Origin of the sequence: Hydrogenophaga sp. NH-16 (assembly GCF_004006415.1) — a bacterium.
Taxonomy (GTDB): domain Bacteria; phylum Pseudomonadota; class Gammaproteobacteria; order Burkholderiales; family Burkholderiaceae_C; genus Hydrogenophaga; species Hydrogenophaga pseudoflava.
Map to the genome: position 1 here is coordinate 295,242 of NZ_CP029344.1, position 15,318 is coordinate 310,559.

The 15,318-nt window shown below is 70.0% G+C and carries 17 protein-coding genes and 1 pseudogene; 9 read left to right on the forward strand and 9 right to left on the reverse strand.

Annotated elements, in window-relative coordinates:
• Positions 1-14: 14 nt before the first annotated feature.
• Together DD542_RS23820 and DD542_RS23825 are read left to right on the forward strand one after the other, a co-directional pair.
• A pseudogene (locus DD542_RS23820) lies at positions 15-245 on the forward strand (DUF1653 domain-containing protein); the annotation flags it as partial.
• 54 nt (positions 246-299) lie between these two features.
• A complete protein-coding gene (locus DD542_RS23825) occupies positions 300-485 on the forward strand; it encodes an oxidoreductase-like domain-containing protein (protein ID WP_241559760.1) in 186 nt (61 codons plus the stop codon).
• On the opposite strand, the gene DD542_RS01415 is transcribed toward DD542_RS23825, so the two are convergent.
• The gene (locus DD542_RS01415) at positions 482-1,576 is read right to left on the reverse strand and encodes a PA0069 family radical SAM protein (protein WP_127803268.1); all 1,095 of its coding nucleotides are present in this window, start codon (positions 1,574-1,576) and stop codon (positions 482-484) included. The two genes, DD542_RS23825 and DD542_RS01415, sit on opposite strands and share 4 nt — an antisense overlap.
• Positions 1,577-1,710: 134 nt before the next feature.
• On the opposite strand from DD542_RS01415, the gene DD542_RS01420 reads away from it, so the two are divergent.
• From DD542_RS01420 to DD542_RS01445, 6 genes are all read left to right on the forward strand, one after another.
• The gene (locus tag DD542_RS01420) at positions 1,711-3,234 is read left to right on the forward strand and encodes a wax ester/triacylglycerol synthase family O-acyltransferase (protein ID WP_164868314.1); all 1,524 of its coding nucleotides are present in this window, start codon (positions 1,711-1,713) and stop codon (positions 3,232-3,234) included.
• 9 nt (positions 3,235-3,243) lie between these two features.
• The gene (locus tag DD542_RS01425; protein WP_241559649.1) at positions 3,244-4,119 is read left to right on the forward strand and encodes an alpha/beta hydrolase; all 876 of its coding nucleotides are present in this window, start codon (positions 3,244-3,246) and stop codon (positions 4,117-4,119) included.
• Positions 4,120-4,121: 2 nt separating this feature from the next.
• Positions 4,122-5,000 carry an alpha/beta fold hydrolase gene (locus DD542_RS01430; protein ID WP_127803272.1) on the forward strand — a complete coding sequence of 293 codons (879 nt, stop codon included), beginning with the start codon at positions 4,122-4,124 and terminating at the stop codon, positions 4,998-5,000.
• A gap of 33 nt (positions 5,001-5,033) precedes the next feature.
• The gene (locus DD542_RS01435; protein WP_127803274.1) at positions 5,034-5,996 is read left to right on the forward strand and encodes an ABC transporter ATP-binding protein; all 963 of its coding nucleotides are present in this window, start codon (positions 5,034-5,036) and stop codon (positions 5,994-5,996) included.
• 100 nt (positions 5,997-6,096) lie between these two features.
• Positions 6,097-6,858 carry an ABC transporter permease gene (locus DD542_RS01440; protein WP_066156624.1) on the forward strand — a complete coding sequence of 254 codons (762 nt, stop codon included), beginning with the start codon at positions 6,097-6,099 and terminating at the stop codon, positions 6,856-6,858.
• 22 nt (positions 6,859-6,880) lie between these two features.
• The gene (locus DD542_RS01445) at positions 6,881-7,267 is read left to right on the forward strand and encodes a DUF488 family protein (RefSeq protein ID WP_066156198.1); all 387 of its coding nucleotides are present in this window, start codon (positions 6,881-6,883) and stop codon (positions 7,265-7,267) included.
• Positions 7,268-7,362: 95 nt separating this feature from the next.
• Here DD542_RS01445 and DD542_RS01450 read toward each other — a convergent pair whose 3' ends face one another.
• The 4 genes from DD542_RS01450 to DD542_RS01465 form a co-directional block, all read right to left on the reverse strand.
• Positions 7,363-7,719 (reverse strand): RNA-binding protein, encoded by a 357-nt coding sequence (locus tag DD542_RS01450; protein WP_066156195.1) that lies wholly within the window; start codon positions 7,717-7,719, stop codon positions 7,363-7,365.
• A 134-nt stretch (positions 7,720-7,853) separates the two neighbouring features.
• Positions 7,854-8,828 carry a PAS domain S-box protein gene (locus DD542_RS01455; RefSeq protein ID WP_066156192.1) on the reverse strand — a complete coding sequence of 325 codons (975 nt, stop codon included), beginning with the start codon at positions 8,826-8,828 and terminating at the stop codon, positions 7,854-7,856.
• Complete coding sequence (locus DD542_RS01460) at positions 8,821-9,828, reverse strand: PAS domain-containing protein (RefSeq protein WP_164868315.1); 1,008 nt, start codon at positions 9,826-9,828, stop codon at positions 8,821-8,823. The genes DD542_RS01455 and DD542_RS01460 overlap by 8 nt, the downstream gene beginning before the upstream one ends.
• A gap of 58 nt (positions 9,829-9,886) precedes the next feature.
• On the reverse strand, positions 9,887-10,366 hold the full coding sequence (locus DD542_RS01465) for a hypothetical protein (protein WP_127803278.1): 480 nt from the start codon (positions 10,364-10,366) through the stop codon (positions 9,887-9,889).
• A 57-nt stretch (positions 10,367-10,423) separates the two neighbouring features.
• Between DD542_RS01465 and DD542_RS01470 the strand changes: the two genes are divergently transcribed.
• A complete protein-coding gene (locus DD542_RS01470) occupies positions 10,424-11,068 on the forward strand; it encodes a glutathione S-transferase (protein ID WP_127803280.1) in 645 nt (214 codons plus the stop codon).
• 26 nt (positions 11,069-11,094) lie between these two features.
• Here the strand turns inward: DD542_RS01470 and DD542_RS01475 are convergent, their stop codons facing one another.
• The 4 genes from DD542_RS01475 to DD542_RS01490 are packed head-to-tail and all read right to left on the reverse strand — an operon-like array spanning position 11,095 to position 15,203.
• Positions 11,095-11,502 (reverse strand): DUF2894 domain-containing protein, encoded by a 408-nt coding sequence (locus tag DD542_RS01475; protein ID WP_347232063.1) that lies wholly within the window; start codon positions 11,500-11,502, stop codon positions 11,095-11,097.
• A 2-nt stretch (positions 11,503-11,504) separates the two neighbouring features.
• Positions 11,505-12,200, reverse strand: coding sequence for an OmpA family protein (locus tag DD542_RS01480; protein ID WP_241559650.1), 696 nt, complete (start codon positions 12,198-12,200; stop codon positions 11,505-11,507).
• Positions 12,197-14,494: a DUF802 domain-containing protein gene (locus tag DD542_RS01485; protein WP_127803282.1), complete on the reverse strand. Its 2,298-nt coding sequence runs from the start codon at positions 14,492-14,494 to the stop codon at positions 12,197-12,199. Before DD542_RS01485 ends, DD542_RS01480 begins: the two co-directional genes overlap by 4 nt.
• Positions 14,484-15,203 (reverse strand): DUF3348 family protein, encoded by a 720-nt coding sequence (locus DD542_RS01490; protein ID WP_164868316.1) that lies wholly within the window; start codon positions 15,201-15,203, stop codon positions 14,484-14,486. The genes DD542_RS01485 and DD542_RS01490 overlap by 11 nt, the downstream gene beginning before the upstream one ends.
• Between the last annotated feature and the right edge of the window lie 115 nt (positions 15,204-15,318).

Consider the following 15,318-nt stretch of genomic DNA (forward strand, 5'->3'; position numbering starts at 1 on the left):
TTTTCTGTTCCTGCATGACCGCGCCGACCGACCACGACCTGCCCCCGCTGAACGCCACCCCGCCCGGCCTGTACCGCCACTACAAGGGCGGCTGGTACGACGTGATCGACACCGTACGCTGCAGCGAAACCCTGCAGGGCATGACGCTGTACCGCGCGCTCTACGGCGGCTTCGGCCTGTGGGTGCGGCCGGCAGCCATGTTCGCCGAGCGCGGCGTGTTCGAGGGCAAGGAACAGCCGCGCTTCACCCCGCACGACCCGGCGCGGGTGCCGCTGGGCGACCTGGCCACCGCCCGCGCCCTGATCGCCCACCTGCGCGGTCGCGCGCAGCGGGAGCGCGGCACCGACCTGGACACCGCCCTGCGCCCGCCGCCCCCCGAGCCCGACAGCTGCTGCGGCCGTGGCTGCAACGGCTGTGTGTGGGAAGGCTTCTACGAGGCGATGCACCACTGGCGGGTGGATTCACTCGATCTGCTCAAGGCCTAGAACAGATCCCCCTGCCCGCGCAGCGCCGCCGGCCGGAATAGGCTCAGTTCCAGCGGCTCGCGCTCGCGGTTGAAACCGAGGCGGTCGCAGGTCTTCACGAAGCGCTGGCGGATCAGGTCGGCCCAGATGCCCTGGCCCTTCATGCGCGTGGCGAAGTCGGCGTCGTAGTCCTTGCCGCCGCGCAGGTCCTGCACCCGCGCCATCACACGCTCGGCCCGGTCGGGGTAGTGCAGGTCCAGCCACTGGCGGAACATGGGCGAGAGCTCCCAGGGCAGGCGAAGCACCTGGTAGAACGCGCGCCTCGCGCCGGCCTCCCAGGCCGCTTCGAGCACGCGCTCCATGTCGTCGTTGAGGAACGGGATCTGCGGCGAGACGCTCACGCCGGTGGGCACGCCCGCCTCGGCCAGGGTGCGGATGGTGCGCAGCCGCCGGTGCGGCGCGGCGGCGCGCGGCTCCAGCACGCGGGCCAGCTTCGCATCCAGCGTGGTGACCGTCACGTACACGGCCGCCAGACCGGCCTGCCCCATGGGCGCCAGCAGGTCCAGATCGCGCTCCACCCCGCTGCCCTTGGTCACCATGCCCACCGGGTGCTGCGCTGCGCTCAGCACCTCCAGCACCGCGCGCGTGAGCCGCAGCTCGCGCTCCACCGGCTGGTAGGCGTCGGTCACCGTGCCCACCACCAGCAGGTCGGACTGGTAGCGCGGGGCCAGCAGCTCGCGCCGCAGCAGCTCGGCGATGTTGCGCTTGGCGACGATCTTCGTTTCGAAATCGAGCCCCGGCGAGAGGTTGAGGTAGCTGTGCGTGGGCCGGGCGTAGCAGTAGACGCAGCCGTGTTCACAACCCCGGTAGGGGTTGAGGCCGAGCCGGAAGCCGATGTCGGGCGAGTCGTTGGTGGTGATCGCGCTGCGCGCCTCTTCGAACGTCACCTGGGTGGCCGGTGCCACAGCCTCCTCGCCCTCGGCCCGCTGCTCGTCCAGCGTGCCCCAGCCGTCGTCGAAGGCGGCGCGCTGATCGCGCTCGAAGCGGTGCGGCTGGCGGTGGGACACGCCGCGGCCTTTGAGGGCGTGCAGGGGAATGTGGACGTCGTTCATGGCGGTGCAGGGTCGGGATGGATACTGTACATAAATACAGTCATTTCGCAAGAGACAGGCGACGGTTTCCCGCGCTGCGGCGGTGGCCCACAATGGCCGGCAACCGCCAACACACACCGGGACACGCCATGGGCATGCGACAACTCTCCGGCCTGGACGCCACCTTCCTCTACCTGGAAACGCCGGAGATGCCGATGCACGTCGGCGCCATGCACCTGCTGGAGCTGCCGGCCGGCCACCGCGGGCGGTATGTGAACGACCTGCGGCGACACATCGCGGCCCGCCTGCCCGCCACGCCGGTGCTGCGCCGCCGGCTGTGGTGGATGCCGCTGAACATGGCCAACCCGGCCTGGGTGGATGCGGAACCCGACCTCAACGAACACATCGTCGAGATCCGGCTGCCCAGCGGCAGCGCCCGCCGCGCCGACGCGCGTACGCTGATGGAGGAACAGGTCTCGTTGCTGCACCCGGTCCTGCTGGACCGCCACCGGCCGCTGTGGAAGATGCACGTGATCGAAGGCCTTCCGCGCAGCGCCGCAGGGCGCAAGCAGGTGGGCCTCGTCACCCAGTTGCACCACGCGGCGGTCGACGGCCAGGCCGCGGTGGCGCTGGCCAATGTGCTGTTCGACCTGACGCCCGAGCCGCGCGACATCGAGATCCGCCCCTCCCGGCGCACCAGGACCTTCCGGCTCGACATGGTCGAGATGCTGCGCGGCGCGCTGAGCCACGAGGCGGTGCAGGTGGCGCGCATCGTGCGCGATCTGCCGGCCACGCTGGGCACCGTCGCCGGCACGGCCAGGAGCGTGCTCAGCGCCAAGAACCTGCTGGGCCAGGGTTCGGGCAATGTCACGCTGGCGCCCGCCACGCCGATGAACGCCACCGTGACACCCGCGCGCGCCTTCGCCGCCGCCAGCGTGCCGCTGGCCGAACTCAAGACCCTGGTGCGCGCGCACGGGGCCACGCTCAACGACGGGGTGCTCATGCTCTGCTCGTCCGCGCTGCGGACCTACCTGCAGCAGCGCGGCGCACTGCCACGCAAGAGCCTGGTGGCCGCGGTGCCGATCTCGCTGCGCGAGGCCGGCGACACCCGCGCCGACAACCAGGCCTCGATGAGCCTGGTCAGCCTGGGCACGCACCTGGCCGACCCGGCCAAGCGGCTGGCGCACATCCGCGCCGCCACCGGGGCGATGAAGTCGACCATGGGCCGCATGAAGAGCATCCTGCCCACCGACTTTCCGTCCATCGGCGTGCCCTGGCTGATCGAGGCCGCGGCCTCGCTCTACGGCAAGGCCAAAGCCGCCGAGCGCCTGCCGCAGGTGGCGAACGTGGTCATCTCCAACGTGCCCGGGCCGCAGGTGCCGCTGTACCTGGCGGGCGCCCGCGTGCGGTCGAACCACCCGACCAGCATCGTGGTGCACGGTCTGGCGCTCAACATCACGGTGCAGAGCTTCGATGCCGCGATGGACTTCGGGCTGATGGCCGACGCCGCAGCGCTGCCGGATGTGCGGGCGCTGGCGCAGGCGGTGGACGCGGCCCTGGACGAGCTGCGGACGCTGCCGGTGCCCGCAGCGCCCGCCGCGGTGAAGCCCGGCCCCGTGTCCCGCAAGCGACCCGCCTCTAGGGCCGCCGCACCAAAGAAAAAGCCGCGCGCTGGCTAACATGGCCCGATGCCCATTTCGACGCCGCCCGGCGTCTGCGCACGCATGAGTTCCACCCGCCACCGCCGCCAGCCCGCGCCTCCCGACCCGACGGACCCGGACGCCGAGCTGCACACCGTGCCGCCCGGCCTCTGGCTGATGATGCTGGAGGCCCGCGCCCCCTGGGAGGCGATGGCGCTGGCCGCCGTCTCGCCCTGGCTCTCCCGCATGCCCTCGGGCGACGGCCACGCCGTGCTGGTGTTCCCCGGCCTGGGCGCCAACGACATGAGCACGCTGGCGCTGCGCCGTTTCCTCAGGCAGCACCGCTACACCGCCTACGGCTGGGAGCAGGGCTTCAACCTCGGCCCACGCGACGGCGTGCTCGAACGCTGCCGTGCGCGCATCGAGGCGCTGCACAAGAAACACCGGGGCAAGATCAGCCTGATCGGCTGGAGCCTGGGCGGCATCTACGCGCGCGAGATGGCCAAGGAGCTGCCCGATCTTGTGCGCTGCGTGATCACGCTGGGCACGCCCTTCACCGGCCACCCGAAGGCCACCAACGCCTGGCGCTTCTACCAGCTGGTCAGCGGCCAGCACCCGCACGACGAGGAACTGCTGGCCCAGGTGCGCAGGCCACCGCCGGTGCCCACCACCTCCATCTACAGCAAGACCGACGGCGTGGTGGCCTGGCAGTGCAGCATCAACCCCATGCGCCACGCCCACACCGAAAACATCGAGGTGCACGCCAGCCACATCGGCATGGGCATGAACCCGATGGCGATGTACGCCATCGCCGACCGCCTGCGCCAGGACCCTGACCACTGGCGGCGCTTCGACGTGCAGGGCGCGCGGCGCTGGTTCTTCAAGGTGGCGCACCAGCCTGAAGCGCTGACCCGTTGGTACTGAGCATGAAGGTCGAAGCCAACGGCGTCCGGATCGAGGTCGACGACCAGGGCCCCGCCGATGGCCCGGTGGTGCTGCTCATCATGGGCCTGGGCATGCAGCTGATCGCGTGGCCGCAGACCATGGTGCAGATGCTGGTGCGGCAAGGCTTTCGCGTGGTCCGCTTCGACAACCGCGACATCGGCCTGAGCCAGGGCTTCGACGCCGCCGGGGTGCCCAACATGGCGCTGGCCGGGCTGCGCCACGCGATGCATCTGCCGGTGCACAGCCCCTACTCGCTGGCCGACATGGCGCGCGACGCGCTGGGCGTGCTCGACGCCCTCGACATCGAACAGGCCCACGTCTGCGGCGCGTCGATGGGCGGCATGATCGCCCAGCACCTGGCGGCCATGGCACCCGAGCGCGTCGCCAGCCTCACGCTGATGATGACCACCAGCGGTTCGCGCCGCCTGCCCCAGCCCTCGTGGCGGGTGCGGCGCGCGCTGATGTCGCGGCCCATGAAGCCGGGCGCCGACGCCGCCGTGGACTGGATCATCCAGGTGCTGCACCTCATCGGCAGCCCCGCCTATCCGAGCGATCCCCAGGCCCTGCGGGCGCGGGCGCTGGAATCGGTGCAGCGCGCCTGGCACCCGTCGGGCTCGGCCCGGCAGCTGCTGGCGGTGGTGGCCGACGGCGACCGCTCGGCCCTGCTGCCCCACATCCAGGCACCCACTCTGGTGATCCACGGCGTGGACGACCCACTCGTGCCGCTGGCCTGCGGCGAGGACCTGGCGCAGCGCATCGCCGACGCCCGGGCCGATTTCATCCCCGGCATGGGCCACGACCTGCCCGAGGAACTGCTGCCGCGATTCGCCCAGGGCATTGTGGACAACGCCCGCCGCTGAGCAGGCAAACGCCACCCCGGCCACAATGGCGGGATGACCCTCAACCCCGTTTCCCTGCCCACCGACGCCATCGTCAGCGTGCGTGGCGTGAGCAAGACCTACGACGGCGGCTTCCAGGCGCTGAAGAACGTCACGCTCGACATCCGCCGCGGCGAGATCTTCGCCCTGCTCGGCCCCAACGGCGCCGGCAAGACCACCCTCATCAGCACCATCTGCGGCATGAGCAATGCCACCGAAGGGACCATCACGGCCGACGGCTTCGACACCGTGCGCGACTACCGCCAGGCGCGCGCCACCATCGGCCTGGTGCCGCAGGAGCTGCACACCGACGCCTTCGAAACCGTCTGGGCCACGGTCAGCTTCAGCCGCGGCCTGTTCGGCAAGGCGCCCAACCCGGCGCTGATCGAGCAGATCCTCAGAGACCTCTCGCTCTGGGACAAGAAGGACAACAAGATCATGACGCTCTCGGGCGGCATGAAGCGGCGCGTGCTGATCGCCAAGGCGCTGTCGCACGAACCCAAGATCCTGTTCCTGGACGAACCGAGTGCGGGCGTGGACGTGGAACTGCGGCACGACATGTGGCGCCTGGTTCGACAGCTGCGCGAAGCCGGCACCACCATCATCCTGACCACCCACTACATCGAGGAAGCCGAGGACATGGCCGACCGCATCGGCGTGATCCGCAAGGGCGAGCTGATCGTGGTGGAAGACAAGAACGTGCTGATGCACCAGCTCGGCCGCAAGGAACTGGCGCTGTCGCTGCCGCACCCGCTGGCCGCCGTGCCCGAGGCGCTGGCGCACTGGCCGCTGCAGCTCTCGGCCGACGGCCTGACGCTGACCTACGGCTTCGACACCCAGAAGGACGACACCGGCATCGCCGAGCTGCTGGCCGCGCTGGCCACGCAGGGCATCGCCTACAAGGACCTGCGCACCAGCGAAAGCTCGCTCGAAGACATCTTCGTCAGCCTCGTCCACGAACAGAAAGCGGAGGCCTGAACATGAACCAGAGCGCAGCGCAGGGCCGCCCCAAGCAAGCTCGCGCCCCCTCGGGGGGCAGCGCCGTACACGAAGTGACCAGCGTGGGGGCTCCATGACCTTGAACATCCATGCCGTGCGCGCCATCTACATGTTCGAGATGAACCGCGCCTTCCGCACCTGGGCGCAGAGCATCATCGCGCCGGTGCTCACCACCTCGCTGTACTTCATCGTGTTCGGCACGGCCATCGGCTCGCGCATGGGCGACATCGGCGGCGTGGACTACGGCGCCTACATCATCCCCGGCCTGCTCATGCTCTCGCTGCTGTCCGAGAGCATTTCCAATGCGTCCTTCGGCATCTACATGCCCAAGTGGTCGGGCACCATCTACGAACTGCTGAGCGCGCCGGTGAACTGGGTCGAGGTGCTGCTGGGGTACGTGGGCGCGGCGGCCAGCAAGAGCCTGCTGCTGGGCACGCTGATCCTGCTCACCGCGCGCTTCTTCGTGCCCTATCACATCGCCCACCCGGTGTGGATGGTCGGCTTCCTGCTGCTGACGGTGGTGTCGTTCTGCCTGTTCGGCTTCATCATCGGCCTGTGGGCCGACAGCTTCCAGAAGCTGCAGGTGATCCCGCTGCTGGTGATCACGCCGCTCACGTTCCTGGGTGGCGCGTTCTACAGCATCAACATGCTGCCCGAACCCTGGCAGACCGTCTCGCTGTTCAACCCGGTGGTCTACCTCATCAGCGGCCTGCGCTGGGCCTTCTACGGCCAGGCCGACGTGCACATCGCCGTCAGCACCGGCATGACACTGGTCTTCATGGCCGCCTGCCTGACCGTGGTCTGGTGGGTGTTCAAGACCGGCCGGCGCATCCGGCGCTGAGCCACGCCACAGGAGCACGCCCATGACTCTGCGCATCGTCCGGCTCGGCACCGAGCGGCACCCCGACGAAGGCACCCGCATCGGCACGGTGCGCCGCCCGCCGCGCGGCGTGCCCAAGGCGGACTTCGCCAGCGGCAACTGGTACGACGTGTGGTTCCCGGTGCTCGCCCCCAGCGCCGAGACCATGAAGCTGGGCCAGGCCGCCGAAACCCCGGCGCAGTGGGCCGTCTTCGTGCGCCAGTACCGCAAGGAAATGGCAGCCGCCGAGGCCGAACACAGCCTGAACCTGCTGGCCAGCCTCTCGCACACATCGAACCTGTCGGTCGGCTGCTACTGCGAGCACGAGTCGCACTGCCACCGCTCGGTGCTGCGCGAGCTGCTGGCAGCGCGGGGAGCCGATCTGGCCTGAACCTTGGGCACCCCAAAGAAAAAAGCCCCGGGGCTTCGGCCTCGGGGCTTTTTTGCAGGACCCGGCGCGGGGCCGGATCAACCAATCTGCAGGGCTCAGTAGCCGCCGCGGCCGTAGCCGCCGCCACCGGAGCGGTTGCCACCGCCGTAGCCACCGCCACCCGAGCGGTCACCACCGAAACCACCGGTGCGCGGGGGACGCGCTTCCATCGGCCGTGCTTCGTTCACGGTGACACTGCGGCCACCCAGGGACTGGCCGTTCATGCCGTTGATGGCGGCTTGCGCCTCGGCATCGCTGCCCATTTCGACAAAGCCGAAACCCTTGGAGCGGCCGGTGTCGCGCTCCATCATGACCTTGGCGCTGCTGACAGAGCCGAATTCGCTGAAAGCCTGTTGCAGGTCGTCGTCGCGCACGGAATACGGCAGGTTGCCGACGTAAAGTTTGTTGCCCATGGAGGACTCCTAAGAAAGCAGATACACAAAAAGCGATGGGGTCCCGAAAGCACAACAAACCCGAAAGTGCACCGTGGCACGCGAAACTGACCGATCACTTGGATTGCACGGGCCGAATGCCCGCGCAGGCGGGATTATGCGCCCGGAATGTCCTGGGCGCTTTTTTCGTCGACAACCGTGGTGAGAATCAGCAGGCCGCCGGGGTCTTCGTTCAGCTCGCTGCACACCATCACATCGACAGAATGACCGTCGGCATGGCGCCACCAGGCCTGCTGCCACCCGGTGTGGCCTTTCTCGAACAGCACCCGGCGGTGCTCTTGCCACTGCTGCGCGTCCGCCCAGAAGGTCTCCGCGCGCAGCCCCTCCACCTGGGCGCCCGGGTATCCGAAACAGCGCTCGAACGCGGGGTTGACCTCCACCACCGCCTGTGTATTGGCCGCCTGTACCACCAGGGCCGTGGGGTTGAGCTGGAAGATGCGTCGGAAGCGGCGCAGCGAACGGTCGCGCTCGTGCTCCAGCCGCAAGCGGTCCTCCATCTGGCTCCGCCGTCGCCGGTAGACCTCGTCGGTCGCCTGGCGTGTCTGAGACAGCTGCAACCCGATCAGCAGCAGGATGGCGCTGCCCGTGAGCCAGTAGCGCAGGTCGGCCCCCATGCTCGCCGGCGGCAGGTGCCCGCTCGTCTCGGCCCAGGTCAGCCCCCCCAGAATGGCCATGCTGGCCACCGTGGTGGCCAGCAGCGCACGCAGGCTCAGGTAGGTGCCAGCCATGACCACCGCACCCTGGAATGCGAACCCCGACGCCGCCCGCACCGAGCCGAAGCTGTACACCGACCAGGCCGCCACCATCAGAATGCCCGTCACCACCAGCGGACTCTCCCAGCGGCGCCGATGCGATCTCAGCAGCAGGTAGGACAGCAGTGCCACCCCTGCCATCGACCAGGATATGTGCGCCAGGGACTCATCGGGTGGCGCCAGCAGGTGGTCCGCCAAAGCCATGCCCGCCAGCAGCAGCGCCACGCACAACTGCACCCAGCGCAGGCTGCGGTTGTGGTGCCGATGCTGGCTGCGTTCGATCTCGGAAGGATCTTCGAGCGGCAGGGAGTCAAGCACCCTGGCCTCCTTCCAGCGGTGCATAGACCGTCGGCATCGCGCTGGTCGTGTGACCGGGCACACGCAACACCGTGATGCGAAGGCCGTCGTCCGCATCGTCGTCCCGCTCGCTGCAGATCTGCAGAGAAACCTGCTGCCCGTTGCGCCCGACGCCGGTGATGCTGTGCCAACCCGTGCGCCGGTGGGCCCGGCGGTCCTGCGAGAAGGCTGCATAGGCTTCGTCGTGCAGCCAGAGGAACCCGTCGCGCCGGCTCAGCACCTCCTGGCGCGTGTAGCCCAGCGCGCGCTCGAACGCGAGGTTCACATCCAGGATGGCGCCGTTGCGCATGGACTGCACGAAGATCGGCGTGGGGCTCGTCCGGAACAGGCGCGAGAAGCGGCCCTGCCCCAGGTCGCGGTCCAGCTGGGCCCGCAGGCGCTGCGTGGCCTCCTGAAGATGCAGCTCCTGCGCCAGACGCACCTGCGTGCGGTTAAGGAACATCATCGCGGCCACGCCCACCAGGCTCGCGCTCTGCGATAGCCAGTTGCGCCAGCTCACGGCGAAGCGCGGCTGCCCGGCCAGCAGACCGGCGGCGTCGGCCCAGGTCAGCAGACCGAGCAGCGCCACCGCCGCAGCCGTGGTCCAGAGCAGCCCACGCCGGCTCAGGAAGATGCCCGCTGCGACCAGCCCCATCAGGATCAGCACGATGTTGATCGTGCGCACCGAACCGAAGAACCAGGTCGACGCCGCCGCCATCCCGAACAGGAAGACCACCAGCAGCCAGGCCACGCTGTTGTAGCGGCGGACCTTCAGCAGCACCCAGGCCAGAGCCCCCATGACCGCCAGCACCAGCGTCATCATGCTGTCGGCCGTGACCGGCATCCCGATGAACCGGTCCACCGCAAACAGCACCATGCCCAGCACCGACGTCATCCATGACAGGCGCATGGCAATCTCCGCGCGCGCAGCCACGATGGACGGCGGTTCGGGCCAGACGGCGGTGGGGTCGGGACGGCTCAAGAGATTCAGAAATTGGAACGAGGCGCGCATTCTGACGCAGAGCGGATCCTGGCCACGTTCATCGGCGCGGCTTCTCGAAGCCCGACACCACCCAGGCCTCGGCGCTGGCAATGTTCAGCCGGAAGGTCGGCGGCACCGGGACGCAGGCCAGTTCCTCACCATATTCGTCGGTCGCGCGCAGCGTGGCGGTCGCCCCCTCTTCGTCGGGCACGATGGCCAGCGCCACGCGCAGGCGTCGCCCGTCCACCGTCACATTCACGCTCTTGTTCAGCTCCGCGTGGCGCTGCTGCTCGGATCGTCGTATGAACTCGCTGGCCGTCTTCACCAGCGTGTTGAACGCGTTCACGTCCAGCGGCTTGGGGTTCTTCTTGTCGCGCCCCATGGTCCAGGGGCCGACCAGCGCGGGCTCGGCCTGCCCTTCGAGGAACATGGCCACGGCCCATCCATCGTCGTCTTCGTTCTTGATCACACGCGCCGTCCAGCGCTCGTCGCTCCACACGCGGTCTTCGTGGATGGGGTCCTGGGTGTCTTCGGTCATGGGGGGCGATGGTAATGGCCGCGTGGGTTCGCCCGGTTTGCGCTGTAATGCCGGGCCATGGACACGCTCCCGCTGCTCTACACCTACCGCCGCTGTCCCTACGCGATGCGCGCGCGCATGGCCCTGCTGCAGGCCGGCGTGGCGTTCGACGCGTTCGAGATCGTGCTGCGCGACAAACCGGCCGAGCTGATGACCCTCTCGCCCAAAGGCACGGTGCCGGTTCTGCGGCTGCACGATGGCAGCGTGCTGGAACAGAGCCTGGACATCATGCGCTGGGCCTTCGCCACCAACGGCGATGACGACGGTTGGTGGGCACGCGCGCAGAGCGACGAGAACCTCGCGCTGCTGGCCGCCTGCGATGGCCCTTTCAAACAGCACCTGGACCGCACCAAATACCCCGAGCGTTTCGGCGAGAGCGCTGAGGCCAAGGCACTGCACCATGCGCAGGCGGCGGAGGTGCTGCTCAGGCCGCTGGACAGGCAACTCCAACGCGCCGGGCAGCTGGGAGGGGCGACTCCGTGTGCCACCGACATCGCGATCTTTCCGTTCGTACGGCAGTTCGCGGCGGTGCAACCGGTCTGGTTTGAGGCGCTGGCCATGCCTGCGCTGCAGGGCTGGCTGGGTGGGTGGTTGTCTGACGGACTGTTCACCCGCGCCATGTGCAAGCTGGAGGCGAACCGGGCGGTGGCCTTTCCGGCATGAGCGCATCCGCACAGCACATCCCCGCGTCACATCTTCTGCCGCCTTGCCTTCACGGCCTTGCCCACCCCGCCCTTGCCCGCCACCGGCGACCGAAGCGCCCCATGCGCCTGCTCCAGCCAGAGCAGGGTCTCGGTGTGGGTCAGGAAACGGCGCAGATAGTGCGGAGACAGCTCGCCCATGCGGGCCAGGGTCTCCAGCATCAGGCGCTGGGGGTTGAGCGGGCCGGCGTTGGGCGGGGCGCGGTCCAGCGCACGCTGCACCTGCACCTCGGCGCCGATGCGCTCCCAGGTTTCGCGAAAGCGCTGCGCGCTGCGCAGTTCGGGCCAGGGGCCGTTGCCGCCCGCCGCCGCCCCTTCGCGCGCGGCCGCTGAAACGCGCTCGATGTGGGCATTGAGCTCGGCCAGGGGCGATGGGCGCGCGGTGGCGGGCTTCATGGTCAGGGTCGGGTGGCCTGTGTGCCCGCGTCGCCCGCGGCGGCGCTGGCGCGCGGCACGGGCGCCATTTCCACCCGGCGGTTGAGCGCCCGGCCCTGTTCGTCGGCGTTGCTGGCCACGGGCTGTTCGGCGCCGAAGGCGGCGGCGAACACGCGCGAGCGCGGCATGCCGCTGGTGATCAGCGCCCGCGTGACCGTGAGCGCACGCTGGGCCGAGAGTTCGAGGTTGTCCTCGTAGCGCCGGCTGGGGCCCTTGACCACGGTCTTGTTGTCGGTGAAGCCGCTGACCATGAGCATTTCGTCGCGCTCGCCCAGGTAGACCTGCAGCGGCGGCACCAGAGCCTTGAGCAGCTGTTCGCCTTCGGGGCGCAGCTGGTCGGAATTGAAGTCGAACAGCACGCTGCCGCTGATGCCGATGCGGCCGTTGTTGAGCGTGACACGGCCGCTGGCCAGCGGCACGGCCAATGCCTTTTCCAGCGCCATGCGGCGGGCCTCTTCCTGCTGGCGCTTGGCGATCTCGCTCTGCAGGCTGTTGACCAGATCGACCTGGGTGAGCAGCACGCCGATAAAGACCAGCACGAAGGCTCCGACCAGACCGGCCATGAGGTCGCCGAACACCGCCCAGACCGGCGCCGTCACTTCGGCGCTGTCGTCGCCGTCGGCCAGGTGCTCTTCGGCGGTGTCGTGGAAGGCGCTCACGCGGCCACCCCTGCTGCCGCGCCGACATTGGCCTTGGCCACCGGCCCGCGCAGCTTGCGCAGGTCTTCCACGATGCCCTGCTGCGCACTGATCGACAGGTCGATCACCTCGCGCGCCTGCGCCACGTAGTAGGCGAGCTGCTCGTCGCTGCGCGCCAGCGACTGGCCGATGGCGCTCTCGACCTTCTGCAGGTTCTGCACCAGCTGCTCGTGGCTGGCGGCCAGCTGCTGCGTGCCCAGCTGGAAGGCCTCGCCCAGGCTGGCCAGCTGGGCCGCGCTGGTGGCGGCCTGTTCGGCCATGGCCTCGGCGCGGCCGGCCTGCGCGCCCACGGTGTCGGCGAACTGCTGGCCCACGCGGTCGAGCACGCCGGTGGCCGATCCGACCAGGTGTTCGATGGCGGCGCGCTGCTCGCCCGTGGTCTGCTGCACCTGCTGCAGCAGGGTGCCGATCTGGCCGACCAGTTCGGCGCGCTCGCCCAGCGTGGCGTTGTCGCGCTCGGCCAGGCGGCTCATCTGCTCGCGCAGCTGGCCGATCACCTCGGCCGCGGCCTTCGGCGCTTCGGACGCGGTCTGCATCAGGCGGGCCATGGGCGCTTCCAGCGCCGTGCCCAGGGTGGCGAGCTGGGTGGCCAGCGCGGCCTGCAGATCGGCCAGGCGCTGCACGGCGGCATCGCCGCGCGCGGCCTCTTCGTCGCGCAAGGTCTGCAGCTGCCGCGCGAGGGCGCTGAAAGCCTGGCCCTGCTGTTCGGACCGGGCCTGCTGGCGCTGCAGCTCGGCCTCGTGCAGGGCGGCCAGTTCGTTGCGCCACAGCGCGGCCAGCTCGTCCATGCGCTGCGCGTGCTGCTGGGTCCACGCGGCTTCGCTGGCGGTGCGCGCGTCCACCAGGGCCTCGGTCTGCGCGATGAGGCGGGCCACGCCGTCCAGGCTGCGGTCGGTCTGTTCGCTGCTGTGTTGCGTGAGGCGGGTGGCGGTGTCCTGCAGCGCCTGCAGCACGGTGCGCTGCTGAGCAAGCGTCTGTTCGCCGGCCTGCTGCCACTGGCTGCGCAGGTCCTGCGCCATGCGCTCCAGCGCGGCGGTGAGCGCGGCCTGCTGCTGCTGCTCGGCCTGGGCGCGCAGGGTCTGGGCCTCGGTCTGCGCGGCCTGCACGCTGGCCAGCAACTGGCCGGCGCGCTGGTCGAAGCCGCTGTTGAAGGCGACCAGCGACTCGCCCAGGCCTTGCAGCAGTTGCTCGCTGCCCTGCTCGTGGCGGGTCAGCGCACGCGTCCAGGTCTCGGCCACGGTGGCGGTGGTGGCGCTGAAGCGGACCGACAGGCCTTCGAGCTGGGCCTGCACCGCGGCGTTCACGCCCTCGTGCAGGCGGCTGGATTCGGCGGCAATGCCGGCCATGGCCTGCTGCACCACGGGCTGCAGGCTCTCGGTGGCGGCTCGGGCGCTGGCGGCCAGGCTCTCGCGCAGCGACTGTTCCACCGACTTCGCCAGCCCGGTGTAGGCGGCGGCGGCTTCGCGCTGGAACTCGGCCTGGCGGACCAGCAGGGCCTCGTCCAGCTGCTGGCTGCGGCGTTCGACCTGTTCGATGAGCGTCTGCAGGTGCTGCGCGGCGGCGGGCAGGGCCTCGGCCTGGCGCTGCAGGGCCTCGAAGCTCTGCTGGCGCTGGTGCGCGGCCGAGAAGGGGCGCAACGTGGTGGCCGCCAGAGCGTCCAGCGTGCGCAGGGCCTGGGTGCGTTCGCGCCGTGCCAGCGTGGCCATGAGGCCGAGCATGGCCGAGGTGGCAACCCCCGCTACCGAGGTGCCGAAGGACAGGCCCAGGCCCTTGATGGGCGCGGCCAGCGCGGCGCGGATGGCGTTCAGGTCGGCCGAGCCTTCGAGCGCGAACACGGCGCCCTTGAAGGTGACCACCATGCCCAGGAAGGTGCCCAGCATGCCGAGCATGACCAGCAGGCCGATCAGGTAGGGCGTGAGCGCCAGGCCGGGGAAGGCGCTGCGCTCGCCTTCGATGCGCTGGCGCACGGCATGGCGCAGCGGCGCGGGCACGGTGGGCAGCCAGTCGGCCAGCTGGGCCAGGGGCTGCGGCACGCTGGCCAGGGCCGTGTTCAGTGCGGCGGTGGTCTGACCGAAACGGCGCAGCTCCCAGGCGCCGCCCAGGTAGACGGTGCCGATCAGCAGCGTCATGCCCAGCGCGAAGGCGCTGCTGCCGACAAAGCCGCTGGCCACCCAGGCGACGGCGGCCAGACCTGTGACAAACGCCGCGAAGGACAGGGCGCGGTACGGACGGGAGGTGGAGGTTTCAGTGCTCATGGACAAGGGCTTCGATCAGGCCGGTCACGGGCTGCAGGCGCAGGTCGAGTTCGGCGAGCAGGGTCTGCTCGAACTCGGCCGCGAAGGTCTGCAGCCAGCGCAGGTCGTCGGGGGTGTCGGGCGCTTCGAGTTCACGGGCCTGGGCCGCTTCGCGGCGCAGCGCCACAAAGCGCGCTTTCAGGAAGGCCGGCAGGGTGGACAGCAGGCGCTGCTCGCGCCCGCCGAAGAAGCCGTCCATCACCGCGTCGATGGCGGCCAGCTGCGCCATGGGCGGCGTGGACTGGGCCAGCTGCTGGCGCACGTGTTCGCGCAGCGCGTCGATGCTCATCTCCATGCGGCGCTGCTGATCGCCCAGCCGCTGGTGGTACAGCGCGAACTCGGTGTCGAGGTCGTTCGGATCGGGCTTGTGGGCCGGCGCGGTGGTGATGGAGCGGGCCAGCACGGCGCGCACCCGGTCGAGCTCGGCGCTCAGTGCGGCGTGCAGGGCCGCCGGCCCGGTGCGCGGCGGGCGACGGGCGGCGGCCGTGCCGGCCGCCTCGATTGCCGACTGTGCGGCGTGCAGCTGGATGGTTTCGGCCACATGAAGCCAGCCACCCAGGCGCTCGGCCACGTCCTGCCGCGGCGCGTCGGGCGACGCGCCCGCAGGCAGCGCACGCGCGAGCTGGCGCGCCAGGGCAGAAGGAGCAACGTGGTGGAAGGAACTGCGCAAAACGGGTCCGCAGCGCCCCGGAGGGCGCCGGTGGTGAATCGATTCTGAAGGGGGTGTTCCCGGCCCGCGAGGGGCCGGGTGCGGCGCCGGCGGGTCGCCAGCGGCAGGGCGTAAT